Here is an 18,572-nt window from a genome sequence, read left to right on the forward strand (position 1 = left end):
GACACCACATAAGTTTTTAACCCAACAGGAAATATTCCATGAACAAAGCTAACTTATCCTTATCGCTATTATGTTTGAGCCTGTCGGCGTTGCTGAGTCTGCCGGCTCAGGCGCACGATCCCAAGGAGCATATGAAGGATGGCCATAAGCCGAATTGCGCCGCCATGAAGGACATGGATCACAGCAAGATGGATATGACAGATCCCCTGGTGCAGGCCATGATGCGGAAATGTACGCAGCAGATGCATGCGGAACATGCCGCCGCCGGAGACATACGCGAAGAGCAGGGGCAGCGGCAGAAACAAGAAGAAACCGAGCCCCAACCCCAGCCTGAGCCTGAGCATAAACATAAACACTGAGGCGCCGATTAGCCCAGGCCATAGCCCCTGGCCCAACTCCTAAGCTGGGCCAGGGGCGTTAACCGAAGGAAAGTACATGGATAAGTTGAAATGTCTGTTGGCGACCGTCTTTATCGCCCTCATCGCCGGGTTAGCCTTTATCTACTCGGGTTTCTATCCCATGGGGGCCGATGTGCCCCACAACCCCCTGAGCTACTGGGCGCTGGAAACCCTGCGCGAGCGCTCGATAGCGCGGGCGGCGGCGGAGATCCGGGTGCCCGCAGATCTCAACCAGGCCGAGCGCCTGTTGGCGGGCGGCGCCGACTATAACGACATGTGTGCCGGCTGCCACCTGCAGCCGGGCAAGCAACAGAGCGACTTCAGCCTTGGCCTCTACCCGGTGCCACCCAACCTGACCCAGGCGGAAACCGATGAAGAGGACGCCACGGCCGAGGCGCGGATACGTTTCTGGATCATAAAGCATGGCATCAAGGCCTCGGGCATGCCGGCCTGGGGGCCGAGCCATGACGATGACAGGATCTGGAACATGGTAGCCTTCCTGCAGCGGCTGCCCGAGCTGTCGCCCGAGCAATACCAGATCCTGACGGCCCGTGCCGAGTCCGACACAGAGCAGCACTGAGAGCAGGCATTGAGCACACAGAGCGAGGTTAAGCCATGAGCCATGACGATCACCAGGCACATTCCCATCCGGGCGGCGAACCCGGATTAGCGGATCCCGTCTGTGGCATGACGGTGACCGCCGCCAGCGAGCATGAGGCGACCCTGGACGGGAAACACTATTATTTCTGCAGTGCTCATTGCCGGCAGAAGTTTGTCGCAGATCCCCAGCGTTACCTGCAGCCCGAGGTGGGCAGCGCCGCCGGGGCGAGTGCAACGGCGGCGGCAACCGAGAGCGGGGGCGAATACACCTGCCCCATGCATCCGGAAGTGGTGCAGCTCGGTCCCGGCACTTGCCCTAAATGCGGCATGGCGTTGGAACCCATGCAGCCGGCCGCCGAGGCCGAAGCCAATCCTGAACTCGATGATTTTCGCCGTCGCTTCTGGTGGAGCCTGCCCTTCACCGTCGCTGTCGCCGTGATTTCCATGTCCGGCAGCGTCTTCGACTCCCTGTTGGGGGCGGCGCGCCCCTGGGTCGAGCTGCTGCTGGCGACCCCTGTGGTGCTCTGGGCGGGCAAGCCCTTCTTCGAGCGCTGGGGCAGCTCCCTGGTGCAGCGGGCGCCCAACATGTGGACCCTGATAGGCACAGGGACGGGAGCGGCCTACCTCTACAGCCTAATCGCCACCCTGGTGCCTGGGCTGTTTCCCGATTCCTTCCGCCTGGACGGGCGGGTGGCAGTGTACTTCGAGGCCGCGGCGGTGATCATCTCCCTCACCCTGTTGGGGCAGCTGCTGGAGCTCAAGGCGCGTTCGCAAACCGGCGCCGCCATCCGTGCCCTGCTGGGGCTGGCACCCAAGACCGCCAGACGCCTGGCCGAGGATGGCACAGAGACGGATATTCCCCTGAGCCAGGTGCAAGTCGGGGATAGGCTGAGGGTGCGCCCGGGTGAGAAGGTGCCGGTGGATGGTCTGGTGCTCGAGGGTGCCAGTGCGGTCGACGAATCTATGCTCACGGGGGAACCCATGCCGGTCAGCAAGCGGGCGGGTGATGCCTTGATCGGCGCCTCGCTCAACACCAGCGGCGCCCTGGTGATGCGCGCCGAGAAGGTCGGCGCCGCCACCGTGCTGGCGCAAATAGTGCAGCTGGTGGCCAGCGCCCAGCGCAGCCGGGCACCCATGCAGCGGATGGCGGACCGGGTGGCAGGCTATTTCGTGCTGCTGGTGCTGTTCATTTCCCTCCTGACCCTGCTGCTGTGGGGGGTGTTCGGCCCCGAGCCCAGCTGGGTCTTCGGGCTGATCAATGCGGTCGCTGTGTTGATCATCGCCTGCCCCTGTGCCCTGGGTTTGGCCACCCCCATGTCTGTGATGGTCGCCACAGGCAACGCCGCCACCCAGGGGGTGTTGTTCAAGGATGCCGCCGCGATCGAGCAGCTGCGCCGGGTGGATACCCTGATAGTGGACAAGACGGGCACCTTGACCAAGGGCAAGCCGGCATTTCATGGCGCTGTCCCGGCCGCCGGCTTCAGCGAGGATGAGCTGTTGCGTCTCGCCGCCAGCCTGGACTTGGGCAGCGAACACCCGTTGGCCCAGGCGCTGGTGGCCGAGGCCGCCAGCCGTAACCTGAGATTGAGCCAGGCAGAGGAGTTCGAATCCGCCTCAGGGATAGGGGTGCGCGGCCGGGTAGCAGGGCAAGCCCTGGCGCTGGGCAACAGCGCCCTGATGGAAGAGATGGGCGTGGCCTGGCAACCCCTGGCCGCCGAGGCCGAAGCCCTGCGTTTGGAGGGCGCCAGCGTCATCTACCTGGCGGTTGCAGCCAAGCTCGCCGGCCTCCTGGCTGTGGCCGATCCCGTCAAGGCCACCACGGCAGAGGCCATAGCCGCACTCAAGGCCAGCGGTTTGCACTTGATCATGGCGACCGGTGATGGCTTGACGACCGCCAGGGCCGTCGGCCAACGCCTGGGGCTGGAGGAGATCTACGGCGAGGTGCGCCCACAAGACAAATATCAACTGGTCAAGCGCCTGCAGGGCGAGGGCCACAGGGTCGCCATGGCGGGGGACGGCATCAACGATGCACCCGCGCTGGCGGCGGCCGATGTCGGCATCGCCATGGGCACGGGCACGGATGTCGCCATGAGCTCGGCCCATGTGACGCTGGTCAAAGGCGATCTGCGCGGCATAGCCAAGGCCAGAGCCATCTCGGTGGCCACGGTCGACAACATGCATCAGAATCTGACTTTCGCTTTTCTGTACAATGCCTTGGGGGTACCCATAGCGGCCGGCGTGTTATATCCTGCGTTTGGGGTGTTACTCTCCCCCATGTTTGCCGCCCTGGCCATGAGCCTGAGCTCAGTGTCTGTGGTGACCAATGCGCTGCGGTTGCGGCGTTTCAGACGCGACTGAACCTTTGATCCTGGGCTCTTTGGGCTCGAGTATGTCTTAATTCATCTTGGAGAAAATACATGAAGTTAGCTATAGCCGTCGGTGGTGCCCTGTTAACCCTGTGCGCCTCACTACCCCTGGAGCTGCAGGCGCACGGCGCCGAATCCCATGGGCAAGATAAGGCTCTGTTCAGCGGCTTGGAGACCCAGGCGGCCAAGGCGGTACAGCAGTTTCACAGTGCGCTGGCCAGTGGCGATGCGGCCGCGGCCAGGGCGCTGTTGGCGGATGATGTGATGATCTTCGAAGGCAAAGGCGTCGAACGCTCGGCCGAAGAATATGCCAAGCATCATATGTTGGCCGACATCCAGTTTCTGGCTTCGGCCCCGAGTAAGACCCTAGAGCACAAGGTGACTGTGATGGGGGATACGGCAATCTCCCTGGCCAGAAGCGAGAACCACGGGGAGTACAAGGGTAAGCAGGTGGACTCTGAAAGTCTGGAGACCCTGGTGCTGAGGCGCACGGATGCCGGCTGGAAAATAGTCCATATACATTGGTCTAACTAGCTGAACCGCTTAAGGAGATGAGCCGGGGCTATATCTTCCGCGCCTATGCTCAGGCCCTTGATCTGGGCGAACAGAGTCTGGCCCACGGTCAGCCCCAGTTCATCCCTGGCCCAGGGGGTGATGTTGGCCCATAGATGGGTACCGGCCAGCGCCAGCTTGAGCCGCACCCTATCCTCATCCTGCTGACGTATCTCGGCCAGGGTGACCGCCAGTATGTTGCGTATGCTGCTGCCCTCGGGACGCTGGAGGCAGACGGACACTTGCTGGCTGTGGACTCTCACCCTGACGCTGTCACCCACATTCGTCAGCCTGCCGCTGACCCAGAGTTCGGCATTGTCGCCGAGCCGTAGCCTGGTCATATTGTATTCGGGGTGAACCTCGCCTATCTCGGCGAGCAGCAAGGAGCCTTGCGCCGGAGCCTCGACCCAGGGCCGCAGCGCCTGGCTGTCCCATACCTGCTGCAGTGGTCCGCAGGCGACTTGCTGCCCACGCTCCAGCACCAGCAGGCGATCCGCCAGTTGCAATATCTCATCTAGGCTATGGCTGACATAGATGATGGGGATGGCCAGGTGTTCGGCCAGCGCCTGCAGGTAGGGCAGCAGCTCGCGTTTACGGGGGGCGTCCAGCGAAGCCAGGGGTTCGTCCAGCAACAGCAGCCTGGGGCGGCTGAGCAGGGCGCGGCCCATGGCGACCCGCTGTTTCTCGCCGCCCGAGAGGGTCGCAGGGTAGCGCTCCAGCAGCGACTCCAGGCCCAGCAGTGCGACTATCCGGTCGAAATGCACCGGATCTTTATCCTTGTTGCCATAGTTGAGGTTGCCGCGCACCTTGTAATGGGGGAAGAGGCGCGCATCCTGGAACACATAGCCGGTGCGGCGCTTTTCCACCGCCAGGTTAATGCCCTGCTCGCTGTTAAACAGCCACTCCTGCCCCAGGGCTATGCTGCCGCTGTCCGGGGTGACAAGGCCCGCCAACATGTTGATCAGCGAGCTCTTGCCTGCCCCCGAGAGGCCGAAGACGGCCGTCACCCCCTTGAGCGGCAGGCTGGCGTCGACTTTGAGGCAAACATCGCCGAGTCGTTTCTCCAGTTTAATGTTCAGCATTCTGTCCCCCTGGCGCTGTGGACCCGCCGGCTCAGGTACTGGGATGCCAGCAGGGCCAGCAGGGCTATGCCAATGGCGATGACGCACAGGCGTGCCGCCTGCGCCTCGGCCCCCGGGGTTTCTATGAAGCTGAACATGGCCAGCGGCAGGGTGCGGGTTTCCCCGGGAATGTTGGAGACGAAGGTGATGGTGGCGCCGAATTCGCCCAGGCTGCGTGCGAAGGCCAACACCATCCCTGAGATGATGCCGGCCAGGGACAGCGGCAGCGTGATGCTGCAGAACACCCGCCAGCGGCCGGCGCCTAAGGTGCGGGCCGCCTGCTCCAGGCCTGGGTCTACCGCCTCGAATGCCTGGCGTATGGCCCTGACCATCAGCGGAAAGGACACCAGCGCCGACGCCAGTGCCGCGCCGCGCCAACTGAAGCTGAAACTCAGGCCGAACCAGTCGTACAGGTATTTACCTATCAGCCCCTGTCTGCCCATGGCGACCAGCAGCAGGTAACCCGTCACCACAGGCGGCAGCACCAGCGGCAGGTGCAGCAGGCTGTCGAACAGCGCCTTGCCCCGAAACTCTTTCCGCGCCAGCAACCAGGCGCAGAAGATCCCCACAGGCAGGCTGAAGGCAACGGAGGCCAGCGCTACCTTGAGGCTGAGCAACAGGGCGGAGATTTCATACTCAGTTAAGCCTAAGTCTGATAAGCGTAGGCCGCCGGTTAAGGCGGCACCGGCCATGGCGTCAGTCAACATCCGGGACCCCGAAACCATGCTTGAGCAGCACGGCCTTGGCGGCCCGGGTCTGCAGATAGGCGAGGAAGGCCGCGGCCGTGGCGCTCGTCTTGGTCTCATCCCGGCCCACTATCAGGGCAACAGGGTATTGGATCTGCTCGTGACTCGTCTGTGGAAAAGTGGCCAGCGTCTTCACCCCGGCGCTTGGCGCAGCCACAGGGTAAACATCCGAGCGGTACACTATCCCAAGCCTGGCCTCGCCCCGCTCGACCAATGCCAGGGCGCCACGGACATTGTTGGCCCGGGCGAGCCTGGGCTCTGCCTGGGCCCAGAGCCCCAGGTGTTGCAGCGCCTGTTTGGCGTAGCGCCCCGCCGGCACATGGTCGGGATCGCCGACCGCCAGGCGTCCATCCCCCAGGGCGGCGGCGAGATCCCAGCCGGCGTCGAGCCTGAGTTCCGTCAGTGGGCTGGCCTTGGGGGCGATCAATACCAGGGCATTGGTCGCCAAGGTGCGGCGACTGTCCTTGTCTATGGCCTGTTTTTCGGCCAGGTAATCCATCCAGTCCCGATTGGCCGAGACGAACAGCGCCGCCGGCGCGCCCAGGGCTATCTGCCGTGCCAGGGTGGAAGACGCGGCGAAGGAGAACACTGTCTTGCTGCCCTGCCTGGCATCGAAGTCGGCGCCGATTTCCGTCATCACATCCGTCAGGGAGGCGGCGGCAAACACCAGTAGCCTTTCCCGGGCGGCGCACTGCTTCACACCCGCGACTGTGGCCGTGAAGATGCCGAGAAATAGGGCCATGACCAGCCCTATCCCCTTGACGGCACCCTTGGCGCGAGCGTGTCCCTTGGTCTGCCTCATCCCACTGTTCCTTAAGCCCTATTCGTGTTCCGATATATACATGAGTCTCAGTGCCCAGGCAAATCTGCGTCCGGGAATTTGCCTCTGGCGCTGGATTGCGAATATGATGCCCTTATCTAAGCCTGCCCATAGCGCTAGTCTGCATGGGCCAGGCAATGTCCCCATTAGGCTTATGAACAAGCTTGTGAGAAAAGTGCCATGAAAGCCCATTTAATTACCCGTAAAGGCTGGGAAGCCCTGGACAAAGAGCTTAAGTATCTGTGGAAGGAATACCGGCCGCAGATCACCCTCAAGGTGCAGGAGGCGGCGGCCCAGGGTGACAGATCCGAGAATGCCGATTACACCTACAACAAACGCCTGCTGCGGCAGATAGACAGCCGGGTCAGGTATCTGGTCAAGCGCCTGGAAGAGCTGAAGATAGTCGATTATTCGCCCCAGCAGGAGGGCAAGATCTTCTTCGGTGCCTGGTTCGAGCTGGAAAACGAGGCCGGCGACAAGGTGCGTTATCGCATCGTCGGCAAGGATGAGCTGGATACCAAGCTGGGCTATATCACCATAGACTCGCCCATGGCGCGGGCCCTGATAGGCAAACAGGTAGACGATGAGGTCGTAGTCCAGACCCCGTCCGGTCCCAAGGAATGGTATATCAATCTGATACGTTACCGGCCCTTCGACGAGGAGTAGCAGGGGCGGCTTGTAACGCAGGGATTACGGCCGCAGCGGCGCGCGGCGCCGGCAAAACTGATCAAGATCAAGGCCGGGGAAGGGACGTGGCTTTAGGCTGGAGTCAATATCAGCTCAGAGGAATGAGACGTGCCTTCTACCATCAGCCAAAACTTTGGTCGGGACTATTACACCAGCCTGCCTAGCCTGGGCGACAGCCTGGGTGAATTATTGTGTTTCTTCGGCGTTAAACGCCTCTATGGCGTGGGCGGCGATTTCGTTGCCAATCTGATCAATGCCTTGGATGGACATCTCGAGGTGCTGCCATCGAGTAACGAGATGCATGCAGGTTTCAGTGCCTGTGCCCAGGCCGAGTTGAATGCCTTGGGCGTCTGCCTGACCACTTATACCGTCGGCAGCCTGCCTTGTACCTCGGCGGCGGCACTCGCCAGAACCGAGGGGCTGCCCCTGGTGCTGCTCTCCGGGGCGCCGGGGGAAGAGGAGGTTGGCCGCGAGGCGCTGCACCATACGGTGCATCCCCACACCGCCTGGCATACGGATCTGGATGCGGCGCTCAATGCGTTTCGTGCCTTGGGAGTGCGGGCGGAGCGCCTGCAGGGACAGCGCCACAGCGGCCAGCCCAACATGGCAGCCGCCCAATGTCTGGAATTACTCAGCCATGCCTACCTGCAGCGCCAGCCGGTATTTATCGAGATCCCCAGGGATCTCATAGGCCAGCGGACCCAGAGATTGCAGTTGCCGGCGGAACTGGCGCAGCTGAGAAGCCGCTTGCCGCTCAACCTCGGCGGTGCCGAGATGATCGCCACTGAGATCGCCAGTCGCTTGAGCCGGGCCAGCGCCCCTCTGCTGTATCTGGGGGAGACACTGCGCCTCAACCGCCCCCTGCTGGCGCGGATACTCGATTTCTGCCATAGGTTGCAGTTGCCCTACGCCTGCAGCTGGTTTGCCAAGGGGATGCTGGATGAAACCCATCCTCTCTGCCTCGGCAGTTACAACGGCGTCTTCAGCCGCCTGCCGCATCAGGCCTATATAGAATCACAGGCGGATTATGTGCTGGAGATAGGCGGTGCCATCTTTCCCTCGGACACCAATAATGCCTTCGGCAGTCGTACCCATGGGATAGACAATCACCCCAACAAGACGATGCTCAAGGGCACGGCCCCCTGGGAGCTGGACACGAGTGCCGTGCTGGATGCCTTGACATCCATGCCGCTGCAGCCGGCATTTTCGTACCGTTTCCTGGCCGCCGAGCCCGAGCCCGAGTCAGAGCCTTCGCCACTGCCGGGGTCGGAAGTGCTGGGTTATCACAACCTGGCGCAGACAGTGAACCTGGCCCAGCAAGCTCTGCCTGAGCCTTACATCTTCCTGCCCGAGGTGGGCAATGCCTTGTTCGCCAGTTTCGAATTGGTGGCCCAGGCGAGCGACATAGGCCGCAGCTATCTGGCCAATCCCTGGTATGCCGCCATGGGCACCAGCCTGGCCTATGCCAGGGCGGTGGCGGATCAATTGGCCGAGTGCGGCAGCACACAGCCCATGCTGGTGTTGACCGGCGACGGCGGTTTCAACTTCCAGGCCAATGAGCTGATCAACCTGCAGAAACAGGGGGCCAATCTCACCCTGATTTACATGCGCAACAACATATTTCACCTGGGCAAGGCGGGCGATGCCCCCATCTATGCCTGCAATGCGGACGGTTTCGATCCCAAGTTGCTGATCAGGGCCTATGGTGGACAGGGGCATGAGTGTCACACGGCCGAGTCCCTGTTTGCCTGCCTGTTGCATACAGCGGCTGTCGGTGGCCTGCATCTGATCGAGATCCCGGTAGCCCTAAACCCTGAATATCAGAGTGAGATCGCCAGGAAACTCAATACCTATATCGGCTATCGCAATGGCAATGCCGAGGCCACGGCCGACTGGCGGCGTCTCTGCGGTCGATAGGCGCTGGGTTCGGGCGTCGGGTCTTTCTCTGGGGGGCGGCGCCTGTTAAACATGAAATCTGTCACTTGCCTGTGGTATCTTTGGCGCAATCAGGTTTCATTTTCCAGGCAAGACGTATTTTTATGCAAAATATTGCTCAGATCATCGCTCAGGAACTCAATGTCCGCGAGCAACAAGTCAGCGCCACCATAGCACTGTTGGACGAAGGCTCGACGGTTCCCTTCGTCGCCCGTTACCGTAAAGAAGCCACGGGTGGCCTGGACGATACCCAGTTGCGTACCCTGAATTCCCGCCTGAGTTACCTGCGTGAACTGCACGACAGGCGTCAGGTGATCCTCTCCAGCATAACGGCCCAGGGCAAGTTGACGCCCGAGCTGCAACAGGCGCTGGAGACGGCCGACAGCAAGACACGGCTGGAAGATCTCTACCTGCCCTACAAGCCCAAGCGCCGCACCAAGGGGCAGATTGCCACCGAAGCCGGGCTCGAGCCGCTGGCGGACATGCTGCTGGCCGATCGCCAGGCTGATATAGAGGCCAGGGCGAGCGAGTACCTGTGTGAAGGCTTCGCCGATACCAAGGCAGTGCTCGAGGGCGCGCGTTATATCCTGATGGAGCGCTTCGCCGAAGACGCAGAGTTGCTGCGCAAGCTGCGTGAGCACCTGAGCCAGCACTGTGTGCTGGAAAGCCGGGTGATCGCCGGCAAAGAGAAGGAAGGCGCCAAGTTCCGCGATTATTTCGAACATACGGAGGCCCTGGCCAAGGTGCCATCCCACAGGGCGTTGGCCATGTTGCGCGGTCGCAACGAAGGCATACTCAGCCTGTCGATGAATGCCGATCCCTCGGTCGATAAGGCCGAGGCCAAGTCGGGCAGTTATTGCGAGGTGATCATAGCCGAGCACTTCAAACTGAACCTGAGCACCAGCCCTGTGGATCTCTGGCTCAAGACGGTAGTGACGGCCACCTGGCGCATCAAGATCGCGCTGCAGATGGAGACAGAGTTCGTGTCTGCCATGCGCGAGCGCGCCGAAGCCGAAGCCATCAAGGTGTTCGCCCGCAACCTGGGCGACTTGCTGATGGCGGCTCCCGCCGGCGCCAAGGCCACCATGGGACTGGATCCCGGCCTGCGTACCGGGGTCAAGGTGGCTATCGTCGACAACACGGGTAAGTTGCTGGCCCACAGCACCATCTTCCCCCATGCGCCGCAAAACCTCTGGGACAAGTCCCTGCGCACCCTGGCCAACCTGGTCAAGATGCATAAGGTGGAGCTGATCGCCATAGGCAACGGCACCGCCTCGCGGGAGACAGACAAGTTGGCCGCCGAGCTGATCGCCAACCTCAAAGCCGGCGCCGAGGGCGAAGGTCAGCCGCAATTGGCCAAGGTGATGGTCAGCGAAGCGGGCGCCTCTGTGTATTCGGCATCCGAACTGGCCGCCAACGAGTTTCCGGATCTGGATGTGTCGATCCGCGGCGCCGTTTCCATCGCCCGCCGCCTGCAGGATCCCCTGGCGGAATTGGTCAAGATAGAACCCAAATCCATAGGGGTCGGCCAGTACCAGCATGACGTCAGTCAGAGCCAACTGTCCCAGTCGCTGGATGCCGTGGTCGAAGACTGTGTCAACTGTGTCGGCGTGGATCTTAACATGGCCTCCGCCCCTTTATTGGCCCAGGTGGCCGGACTCAACAAGACGCTGGCGAAGAATGTGGTCGACTACCGCGACACCAACGGCCAGTTCAGCAACCGCAAGCAGCTGCTGAAGGTGGCGCGGCTCGGGCCCAAGGCCTACGAGCAGGCGGCCGGCTTCCTGCGGATCCGTGACGGCGACAACCCATTGGACGCCTCATCCGTGCACCCCGAGGCTTACAAGCTGGTGGAGCAGATAGCCGCCGCCAAGCGACTGCCACTGGCCAGCCTGCTGGGCAACAGCGACTTGCTGCGGGAGATCAAGGCCGAGGAATTTATCACCGCCGAGTTTGGTTTGCCGACAGTGACCGACATACTGGCCGAGCTGGATAAGCCGGGACGCGATCCCCGCGGCGAGTTCAAGACCGCCAAGTTCAAGGATGGCGTCGAGGAGCTTAAGCACCTCAAGCCGGAGATGATACTCGAAGGTGTGGTGACCAATGTGACCAACTTCGGCGCCTTCGTCGACATAGGGGTACATCAGGACGGTCTGGTACACATCTCTTCCCTGACCGACAAGTTTGTCAGCGATCCCCATACTGTGGTCAAGGCCGGGGATGTGGTCAAGGTCAAGGTGATGGAAGTGGATGTCGAGCGCCGCCGCATAGGCCTGAGCATGCGCCTGGACGAGCAACCCATGCCTGCGGCCGCCCCTCGCCACCATCAGGGGCAAAACAAGGGTCAGGGCAAGGGCCATAACGGCGCTCAGAAAGCGGCGAAACCCGCGGCTAAAGCCTCAGCTAAAGCCTCAGCCAAGGCACCGGCCAATGCCGCCATGGGCAACGCCTTCGCCGATGCCTTCGCCAAGCTGAAGAAATAACCCGCGCCCAGAATGCGCAAACGCCACAGCGATCCCGCTGTGGCGTTTTCGTTTGCCGCCTTGAACGGGCCTAGATCCAGGCAGAGAGTTCGGTTTCCTGCTGGGGCTGGCTCTGGCGCCGATAAAAGTTGTCTATTCGCCGACCGAACTCCTGATAAAACTGTTTGGATTGTTGGGGCTGGGTCCTCGGCTGCGACAGGCCCGGTGGCTGGCTGGTTTTCGGCGGCGCTTGCCGGGCTGCCTGGTCCGGATCCTGGGTCACCTTGAGGCGAATGTCTTTACGCTGTAATGCCGCGGGTCCGGCGATGAAAGACTGCAGCAGCTTGGACTGATGTTGCTTTGGCTGTGGCTGTTGTGGCTGCCTGTCCCTGGATTGCTGTTCTTGCCCCGAGCCCTGCCGTTTCTCTTGTACCTTGTCCTGGGCGCCATCCGCCGCGGGTGTCTGCGTCTCGGTTGCGGTGCGCTCGTGCTGAGGCGTGAAGGCGCGCTCCTGGTGTCCCTTAGTGGGCGCTTGGGGCGGGATGACGGGAGGGCGCTGTTGGTTGTCGACCCGCGCCGCATCCGTGGCGACATTGGATGTCGTCAGGGGGACTTGCGGATAGTTAGTCACCACCAACATAAGCGAGTTTCCAAAAGATAAGTGGCTAAATATTAATCACAAACTGGATGAAAATAAAGCTTAAAGGGCAATTTGTTTGAGCCAGCCCGTGAATGCCAGCACAAATTCTTCCTGATGGGAGAAAAACGGCGCGTGGGAGGCCTTGGCGAAGACGACCTCTTCCAGGGGGCCGGCATGTTGTGGCATCAGGCCGGCCACGCGTCTGGGGACCAGGCCATCGAGGCGACCCCAGAGCCGCAGCCAGGGCAATTCCAGCTTGGCCAGCTCGGGACGCAAGTCGACCTCGGTCAGCATGCCGAGCCCCTGAGCCAGTGCCTGCTCACTCGGCAATGGCTTGGCCAGCACCAGCGTCTTGAGGCGTTTGATCTCCTCCTTGGCCGTTGCCGTGCCCATGGCCTGAATTGCCAGGAAACGTTCTATCGTCTTGGGCAAGTCTTGTCCCAGCTGAGTGGCAAACTGTGCCAGCACAGCCGGTGGGATCCCAGGCCAGGACTCGGCTTCTCTCGCCATGAAGCAAGGCGATGAGGCTATGGTAGCCAAGGCCTTGATCTTATGCGGATAGTTTAGCGCGGCCCGGGTCGCGACCAGCCCCCCAAGTGACCAGCCGGCCCAGATGGCCTGTTCCGGCAGGCGCGCGACCAGGGCATCGACCCAGAGATTGATGTCCCCGGCCAGCGGCTGGCTCAGGCCGAATCCCGGCAGATCGACATAGTGAACCCTATACTCATGCAAGGCGGAATGCAGCGGGGTGAAGACGGCGCTGTTGACGCCCCAACCGTGGAGCATGACCAGATCTTGGCCCTCACCCTGTGTGTCTATGTGTATCTGCGCCTGTTTCACTGTCTCGCCTCTGAGATGAAGGATGATGCCATGGGGTCTGCAGCCCGGTCGTTATGCACTCAGTCGCTCTGCAGGCGGTCGCTGGACCTTGGCCTTGGGCTGCTGGGCGCTTGTCTGCGACTCTTGGCCGCTAGTTTACCCAACCGCTGCCTGGTATGCCACCAGGCGATGCCTTCGCCCGCTACAGGCATCTGCCCCGTGTGTCTGGCGGCTGGCCTGTATTCGGGGGCCGTATGCCTGGGTTGTGGTAGGTCCATGGTGCTGCATGCTCGTTACTGTGGTCAGTGCCAGAAGTCCGAACCTTTGCCTGTGTTGGCGCCATGCAGTTATCACCAGGGCCTGGGGCCCTGGGTGGCGGCGATCAAATATCAACGTCAATTTGCCGCCTTGCCCGTGTTGAGTCAGGCCCTGGCCGAGCGGGTGAAGATGCTCGAGGGCTTGGGGCTGGTGCGCCTGCCCCAGGCCCTGGTACCTGTGCCCCTGCATCCGCAGCGACTGAAACAGCGGGGATTCAACCAGGCCTGGCTCATCGCCGCCGAGCTGGGGAAACTGCTGCAGTTGCCCGTGGTGGAGCTGGGGCTGAGCCGCAGGACACACACCCGGCCCCAGGCCGGGCTGACGGGATTGCAGCGGCGACGCAACTTACGGGATGCGTTTCGGCTCGATGGCGCTCAGGCTTATCAGAGAATCGCCCTAGTAGACGATGTGCTGACCACGGGCACCACGGCCAGGGAAATAGCGCGACTGTTTAGCGCCAGAAACATACATGTGCAGGTCTGGTGTCTCGCCAGGGCCGAGGCGCCGGGACTCCTGGATGAAGTGACAGCGAACTAGCATGCCTGAGTCAGGCCCTCGCGCGGATGGACTGGTTTCATGGGAGGACAAAAAGTCGCAACAAGTCGGTTTCGGGGCTACAAAGCAGGCGCCAGTCGGAGTATCATACGCGTAAGTCCCACTAAAACACTCAGGTATCCCCTGACGGAGCAGTTTTTCATGATAAACATTTCCGATTCTGCCCAGGCACATTTCGTTAAGCTGTTGGCAGATCAGCCTGAAGGCACTCATATTCGTGTATTTGTGATTAGCCCAGGCACGTCACAGGCCGAGTGTGGCGTGTCTTATTGTCCACCCGATGCGGTGGAGAGCGATGATATCGAACTGGAGTTCAACGGCTTCAAGGCCATGGTCGACGAGAAAAGCGCCCCTTTCCTCGAAGAGGCCAGCATAGATTTCGTGACGGATCAGCTGGGTTCCCAGCTGACCCTGAAGGCGCCCAATGCCAAGATGCGCAAGGTGTCCGGCGATGCGCCCCTGGTCGAGCGTATCGAGTATGTGATCCAATCAGAGATCAATCCCCAGCTCGCCAGCCATGGCGGCAATGTCATGCTGGTGGAGATCACCCAGGACGGCGTGGCCGTGCTGCAATTCGGCGGTGGCTGCAACGGTTGCTCCATGGTCGATGTGACGCTGAAAGACGGCATAGAAAAGCAGCTGCTGGATATGTTCCCGGGTGAACTTGCGGGTGTGCGCGACGTGACGGAACATCAACACGGCGAACATTCTTACCAATAATACCGGCGCTAAAATGCCAGCCAATAAACGCGGCTCAGACATCCTCTGAGCCGCGTTTTTTTATTCAGGGCTTTTCATGCGGCTGTTGCCATGGAGAGGGCAGGCGTTGGCCGCTCATCTGGAAAATATTGTTTATTAAATGTAATTTTGTTGCATCTGGGTTAATATTATGGATGGCAAGGCTTGTTAAGGAAAACACAGGTTCCCCGAAGGAGATAGCTATGCACTTGCACCCTAGGCCGACTCGCCCACCCTATGATGAACGCACAGTCCCTTTTATTACCTCGGACGGGGTCCAGCTGGATCTGCTCAATGTGCGTGGCCGCGACCGGCCCCACAGGGGACCTGTGATTCTGGTGCATGGCGCCGGCGTGCGGGCGTCCATCTACCGGGCCCCGGTCGACACCAACATAGTCGATGCCCTCATAGCGGATGGCTACGACGTCTGGTTGGAAAACTGGCGTGGCAGCATAGCCTTTGCACCGAATTTATGGACCCTGGATCAGGCGGCCCTCTATGACCACCCCAAGGCGGTGCAAACCATACTCGCCGAAACCGGTGCCGACAGCCTGAAGGCCATCATACATTGTCAGGGCTCCACCAGTTTTACCATGTCGGCCATCGCCGGCCTGCTCCCCCAAGTCACTACCATAGTCAGCAACGCGGTATCCCTGCACCCTGTGGTACCGGCCTGGTCCAGGTTCAAACTGCAATACATGGTGCCCATGGTGCAGAAGTTCATTCAATATCTGAATCCCCACTGGGGGGTGGATGCCCCGGACTTGCCCGCCAAGTTGATCAGCCTGCTGGTGAACCTGACCCACCATGAATGCCATAACCCGGTATGCAAGCAGGTCAGCTTCACCTATGGCAGTGGCTTCCCGGCGCTGTGGAGCCATGAAAACCTCAATGAGGAGACCCATGAATGGCTGAAAGAGGAGTTCGGCGCCGTCCCCCTGAGGTTCTTCGAGCAGATCACCCGCTGCGTCAAGCACGGGCATCTGGTCTCGGTACAGGGATTCGATGAGCTGCCCGAGGATTACACCCTGGCTCCGCCTAAAACCGCTGCCCGTTTCGCCTTCTTTGCCGGTGAAAAAAATCTGTGTTTCTTGCCGGAAAGCCAAATCAACACCTATAACTATTTTGCTGCCCTGCGTCCCGACTACCATTCGCTGCACCTCTTGCCCGACTATGGTCATCTGGATGTGTTCATGGGCAAGCATGCGGCACAGGATGCCTTTCCTTTGATCCTCAGCGAGCTGAACCGAGAGAGCTGAGGCAAGGAACTACAGATTCAAGGAGCGAACACTATGTTTGGAATACCCAAGCGGATCAAAGCCTATACCGGGCGTTTTTCACTGGTGGATGGCATCCCGTTCAAGCTGCCAGTGGCCGCTACCCGGTCTCCGGCCCTGATGGCCGTGTTTCCCATCAATGCGGACAAGGCCAAGGATTTTCTGCCCCAGGGCATACATCCACTGCGTCTATGGCGTTCGGCCCTGCTGGTGGTCACTGTGATAGATTACCGCGAGACCCCCATAGGCAAGTATGTCGAATACAGTATTGCCATAGCCTGCACCCATGGCGCCAAGCCCGCCCCCAGGTTGTTGCCGGCGCTCTTCATGAACTTCTTCAAGACGGGCCAATATGTGGTCGACCTGCCGGTGTCATCGGAAATCTCGGTCAAGGGGGGCAAGGGCATCTGGGGCATGCCCAAACATCAGGGCAACCTGAATTTCAACATCTCGGCCGACAAGGTCAGCAGTCAATACGATCTCAACGGCAAGCTCGTCACCTATGTCGAGATAGACAAGCCGGCCAGGGCCTGGCTGCCGCTCAAGACCCGGGCCTCCAATTACTGCTCGTTTCGCGGCATGTTGATGAAATCGGACATCCTGCTCAATGCCAAGGCGGGAATAGGTTTGTTCGGCGGCGCCAGGGCCAGATTCGTCATAGGGGATCATCCCCGTCTGCAGGCCTTGAAGGCGCTGGAGATTGGCGATGCGCTGGCGACGGCCTTCCTGCCGAGCATCACAGGCATACTGGACGATCACATAGAAAGCTGGTTCCTGGACTCGGAGCAACTGCCCAAGGTGGCGCCGGAAGGGTTCGAGTCTGTGATAGATCTCGGCCTGAGTGAAGCCTGGCTGGCCCCGCCCAGCGCGCCCATTCCGCAGCAGGACGAAGATGAGCAAACACAGCTCAAGCGGGGGGTGGCATGACGGCTCAGGCGCACACTCACACTCAGGCACATACTCCCCAAGGCGCCGCCTGTGGCGCGGGCGATGGGGTTAACAGGGCGCTGATCCTGCCGGGAGGCGGCCTGCGTTTATCCTATGCCGCAGGCGCCATGGCGGAGATCTTTGCCCGGGGTCTGACCTTCCAGCACATGGATGGCACCTCGGGCGGCTCGCTGAACCTGGCCATGCTGTTATCCGGATTAGAAATAGAGGAGATCTGCGACCGTTGGCGCAGCCTGCGGATGCGCGATACTTTGTCTTTGATGCCCCTGAGCAATTACCTCTGGCCGGGGAGCTTCGTCGCCGCCATGTCTGCCAGGGCCTTTCGCAACAAGGTCTATCCGCACCTGGGCATAGATTTTGTTAAAATCCGCACCGCCGAAGGGCTGCAAGCCACCTTCAACCTCTGCCATTTCGCCGACAAGAGCAACAGGGTAGTGCCACATGAGCAGATGACGGAGGATCACCTGCTGGCCGGCATGTCACTGCCCGCGACCCTGCCGCCGGTGGCGATAGACGGCGACCTGTATCTGGACTCCGGCTTTATCCAGGACGCCAACCTGCTGGAGGCGGTCAAACGCGGCGCCAATGAGATCTGGCTGGTGTGGATCATGGGCAACCTGGACACTTATCGCAGCGGTCCGCTCAACGCCTATGTGCAAATGCTGGAAATGAGCGCCAATGGCGCCCTGGGCAAGGAGCTGCAACAGCTTCAAGAACTCAATACCCGTATCGAACAGGGGGAACGCCCCTATGGCCATAGTCAGGCCATCAGACTGCACTTGATCAAACCGGCCCATCCCTTACCCCTGGACTCGGCGCTGTACAGCGGCGCCATCAGCCATGATGAATTGATTGCCATGGGTCGCGCCGATGCAAGTGCTTATTTCAACGCAATCCAACCGGAGGGGGTTCGCCTCGAACCTCAGGTACTCAAGATGACAGCAGCCAAGACGGGTCTTACATTCAACGAAACCATGCAAGGGGCATTCTCTCTGGACACAGTTGAGCCGGCAGAGGGGCAAGGCAGGGGCCAAGTGGCCAATACCTCGCTTGCCATGCATGCCAGCGTCGCCATAGATGAGCTGCAGGCCTTCATCGAAGACCCAGAGCATAAAGGGCGGCTCACGGGCACCATAGATTTCGCGCCTCTGGGCATGGGGATCCAGGCCAACACAGGGGTATTTAACCTGTTCAAACCCACAGAGGATCCGCAACTCACCCTGATGGTGTATGAGCTGGGGTTCGAACACGAGGGCAAAGCCTATTATCTGGCCGGCAGAAAAGAAGTGCGTGACGGTTCGATATTCGGCCTCTGGTCCGAGACCACCACCCTCTACACCCGGCTGCATAAGGGCGCCGACAAGTCAGGTCCCGTGATAGGTGCGGGTATTCTGACGCTGGGGGCTGGCGATCTGCTGAAACTCATGTCGACCCTGGGGGTGACCCGGGCCCATGGCATTTCTGCCAAGGCCAAGACCCTGGGGGCCTTCGGCGGCTTCTTCATGCGCCAGTTGTGGGCGACCTATGTCACTCATAAACATAAAAAAGCCACACTCGACGGCTACAATGCCGACTAAATCAGGGATGGGG

At 60.8% G+C, this 18,572-nt stretch carries 17 protein-coding genes; 12 read left to right on the forward strand and 5 right to left on the reverse strand.

Going from position 1 to position 18,572, the window contains the following annotated elements; genetic code table 11:
• The first annotated feature begins 38 nt into the window (after positions 1 to 38).
• The 4 genes from HC757_RS07450 (at position 39) to HC757_RS07465 (ending at position 3,898) form a co-directional block, all read left to right on the forward strand.
• Entirely contained in the window at positions 39 to 359 is a 321-nt protein-coding gene (locus tag HC757_RS07450) for a hypothetical protein (protein ID WP_169563698.1), read from the forward strand.
• A 76-nt stretch (positions 360 to 435) separates the two neighbouring features.
• Positions 436 to 978: a c-type cytochrome gene (locus HC757_RS07455; RefSeq protein WP_169563699.1), complete on the forward strand. Its 543-nt coding sequence runs from the start codon at positions 436 to 438 to the stop codon at positions 976 to 978.
• A 35-nt stretch (positions 979 to 1,013) separates the two neighbouring features.
• Entirely contained in the window at positions 1,014 to 3,356 is a 2,343-nt protein-coding gene (locus tag HC757_RS07460) for a heavy metal translocating P-type ATPase (RefSeq protein WP_169563700.1), read from the forward strand.
• A gap of 59 nt (positions 3,357 to 3,415) precedes the next feature.
• Positions 3,416 to 3,898: a DUF4440 domain-containing protein gene (locus HC757_RS07465; RefSeq protein WP_169563701.1), complete on the forward strand. Its 483-nt coding sequence runs from the start codon at positions 3,416 to 3,418 to the stop codon at positions 3,896 to 3,898.
• Here HC757_RS07465 and modC read toward each other — a convergent pair.
• From modC to modA, 3 genes are read right to left on the reverse strand one after another with little or no spacing between them, the layout of a single operon-like run.
• A complete protein-coding gene (gene modC / locus HC757_RS07470) occupies positions 3,895 to 4,998 on the reverse strand; it encodes a molybdenum ABC transporter ATP-binding protein ModC (RefSeq protein ID WP_169563702.1) in 1,104 nt (367 codons plus the stop codon). The two genes, HC757_RS07465 and modC, sit on opposite strands and share 4 nt — an antisense overlap.
• Positions 4,992 to 5,744, reverse strand: coding sequence for a molybdate ABC transporter permease subunit (modB, locus tag HC757_RS07475; RefSeq protein ID WP_169563703.1), 753 nt, complete (start codon positions 5,742 to 5,744; stop codon positions 4,992 to 4,994). Before modB ends, modC begins: the two co-directional genes overlap by 7 nt.
• Complete coding sequence (gene modA, locus HC757_RS07480) at positions 5,734 to 6,585, reverse strand: molybdate ABC transporter substrate-binding protein (protein WP_244623302.1); 852 nt, start codon at positions 6,583 to 6,585, stop codon at positions 5,734 to 5,736. Before modA ends, modB begins: the two co-directional genes overlap by 11 nt.
• A 198-nt stretch (positions 6,586 to 6,783) precedes the next feature.
• Here modA and greB point away from each other — a divergent pair, with 198 nt between their 5' ends.
• The 3 genes from greB (at position 6,784) to HC757_RS07495 (ending at position 11,708) form a co-directional block, all read left to right on the forward strand.
• A complete protein-coding gene (greB, locus tag HC757_RS07485; protein ID WP_169563704.1) occupies positions 6,784 to 7,269 on the forward strand; it encodes a transcription elongation factor GreB in 486 nt (161 codons plus the stop codon).
• A gap of 129 nt (positions 7,270 to 7,398) precedes the next feature.
• Entirely contained in the window at positions 7,399 to 9,207 is a 1,809-nt protein-coding gene (locus HC757_RS07490; protein WP_169563705.1) for a thiamine pyrophosphate-binding protein, read from the forward strand.
• Between the two features lie 122 nt (positions 9,208 to 9,329).
• Complete coding sequence (locus HC757_RS07495; RefSeq protein WP_169563706.1) at positions 9,330 to 11,708, forward strand: Tex family protein; 2,379 nt, start codon at positions 9,330 to 9,332, stop codon at positions 11,706 to 11,708.
• Between the two features lie 70 nt (positions 11,709 to 11,778).
• Here the strand turns inward: HC757_RS07495 and HC757_RS07500 are convergent, their stop codons facing one another.
• On the reverse strand, positions 11,779 to 12,327 hold the full coding sequence (locus HC757_RS07500; protein ID WP_169563707.1) for a hypothetical protein: 549 nt from the start codon (positions 12,325 to 12,327) through the stop codon (positions 11,779 to 11,781).
• A gap of 60 nt (positions 12,328 to 12,387) precedes the next feature.
• Positions 12,388 to 13,167, reverse strand: a complete 780-nt coding sequence (bioH, locus tag HC757_RS07505; RefSeq protein WP_169563708.1) for a pimeloyl-ACP methyl ester esterase BioH — start codon at positions 13,165 to 13,167, stop codon at positions 12,388 to 12,390.
• Positions 13,168 to 13,197: 30 nt separating this feature from the next.
• On the opposite strand from bioH, the gene HC757_RS07510 reads away from it, so the two are divergent.
• The 5 genes from HC757_RS07510 (at position 13,198) to HC757_RS07530 (ending at position 18,559) form a co-directional block, all read left to right on the forward strand.
• On the forward strand, positions 13,198 to 14,001 hold the full coding sequence (locus HC757_RS07510; protein ID WP_244623304.1) for a ComF family protein: 804 nt from the start codon (positions 13,198 to 13,200) through the stop codon (positions 13,999 to 14,001).
• A gap of 159 nt (positions 14,002 to 14,160) precedes the next feature.
• Entirely contained in the window at positions 14,161 to 14,739 is a 579-nt protein-coding gene (nfuA, locus tag HC757_RS07515; protein ID WP_169563709.1) for a Fe-S biogenesis protein NfuA, read from the forward strand.
• A 221-nt stretch (positions 14,740 to 14,960) separates the two neighbouring features.
• The gene (locus HC757_RS07520; RefSeq protein ID WP_169563710.1) at positions 14,961 to 16,016 is read left to right on the forward strand and encodes an alpha/beta fold hydrolase; all 1,056 of its coding nucleotides are present in this window, start codon (positions 14,961 to 14,963) and stop codon (positions 16,014 to 16,016) included.
• Positions 16,017 to 16,049: 33 nt separating this feature from the next.
• Positions 16,050 to 16,961: an acetoacetate decarboxylase family protein gene (locus HC757_RS07525; protein WP_169563711.1), complete on the forward strand. Its 912-nt coding sequence runs from the start codon at positions 16,050 to 16,052 to the stop codon at positions 16,959 to 16,961.
• Positions 16,958 to 18,559, forward strand: coding sequence for a patatin-like phospholipase family protein (locus tag HC757_RS07530; RefSeq protein WP_169563712.1), 1,602 nt, complete (start codon positions 16,958 to 16,960; stop codon positions 18,557 to 18,559). The genes HC757_RS07525 and HC757_RS07530 overlap by 4 nt, the downstream gene beginning before the upstream one ends.
• Positions 18,560 to 18,572 lie beyond the last annotated feature (13 nt).

Origin of the sequence: Shewanella salipaludis, assembly GCF_012911865.1 — a bacterium.
In the GTDB taxonomy this organism is placed as follows: Bacteria; Pseudomonadota; Gammaproteobacteria; order Enterobacterales; family Shewanellaceae; genus Shewanella; species Shewanella salipaludis.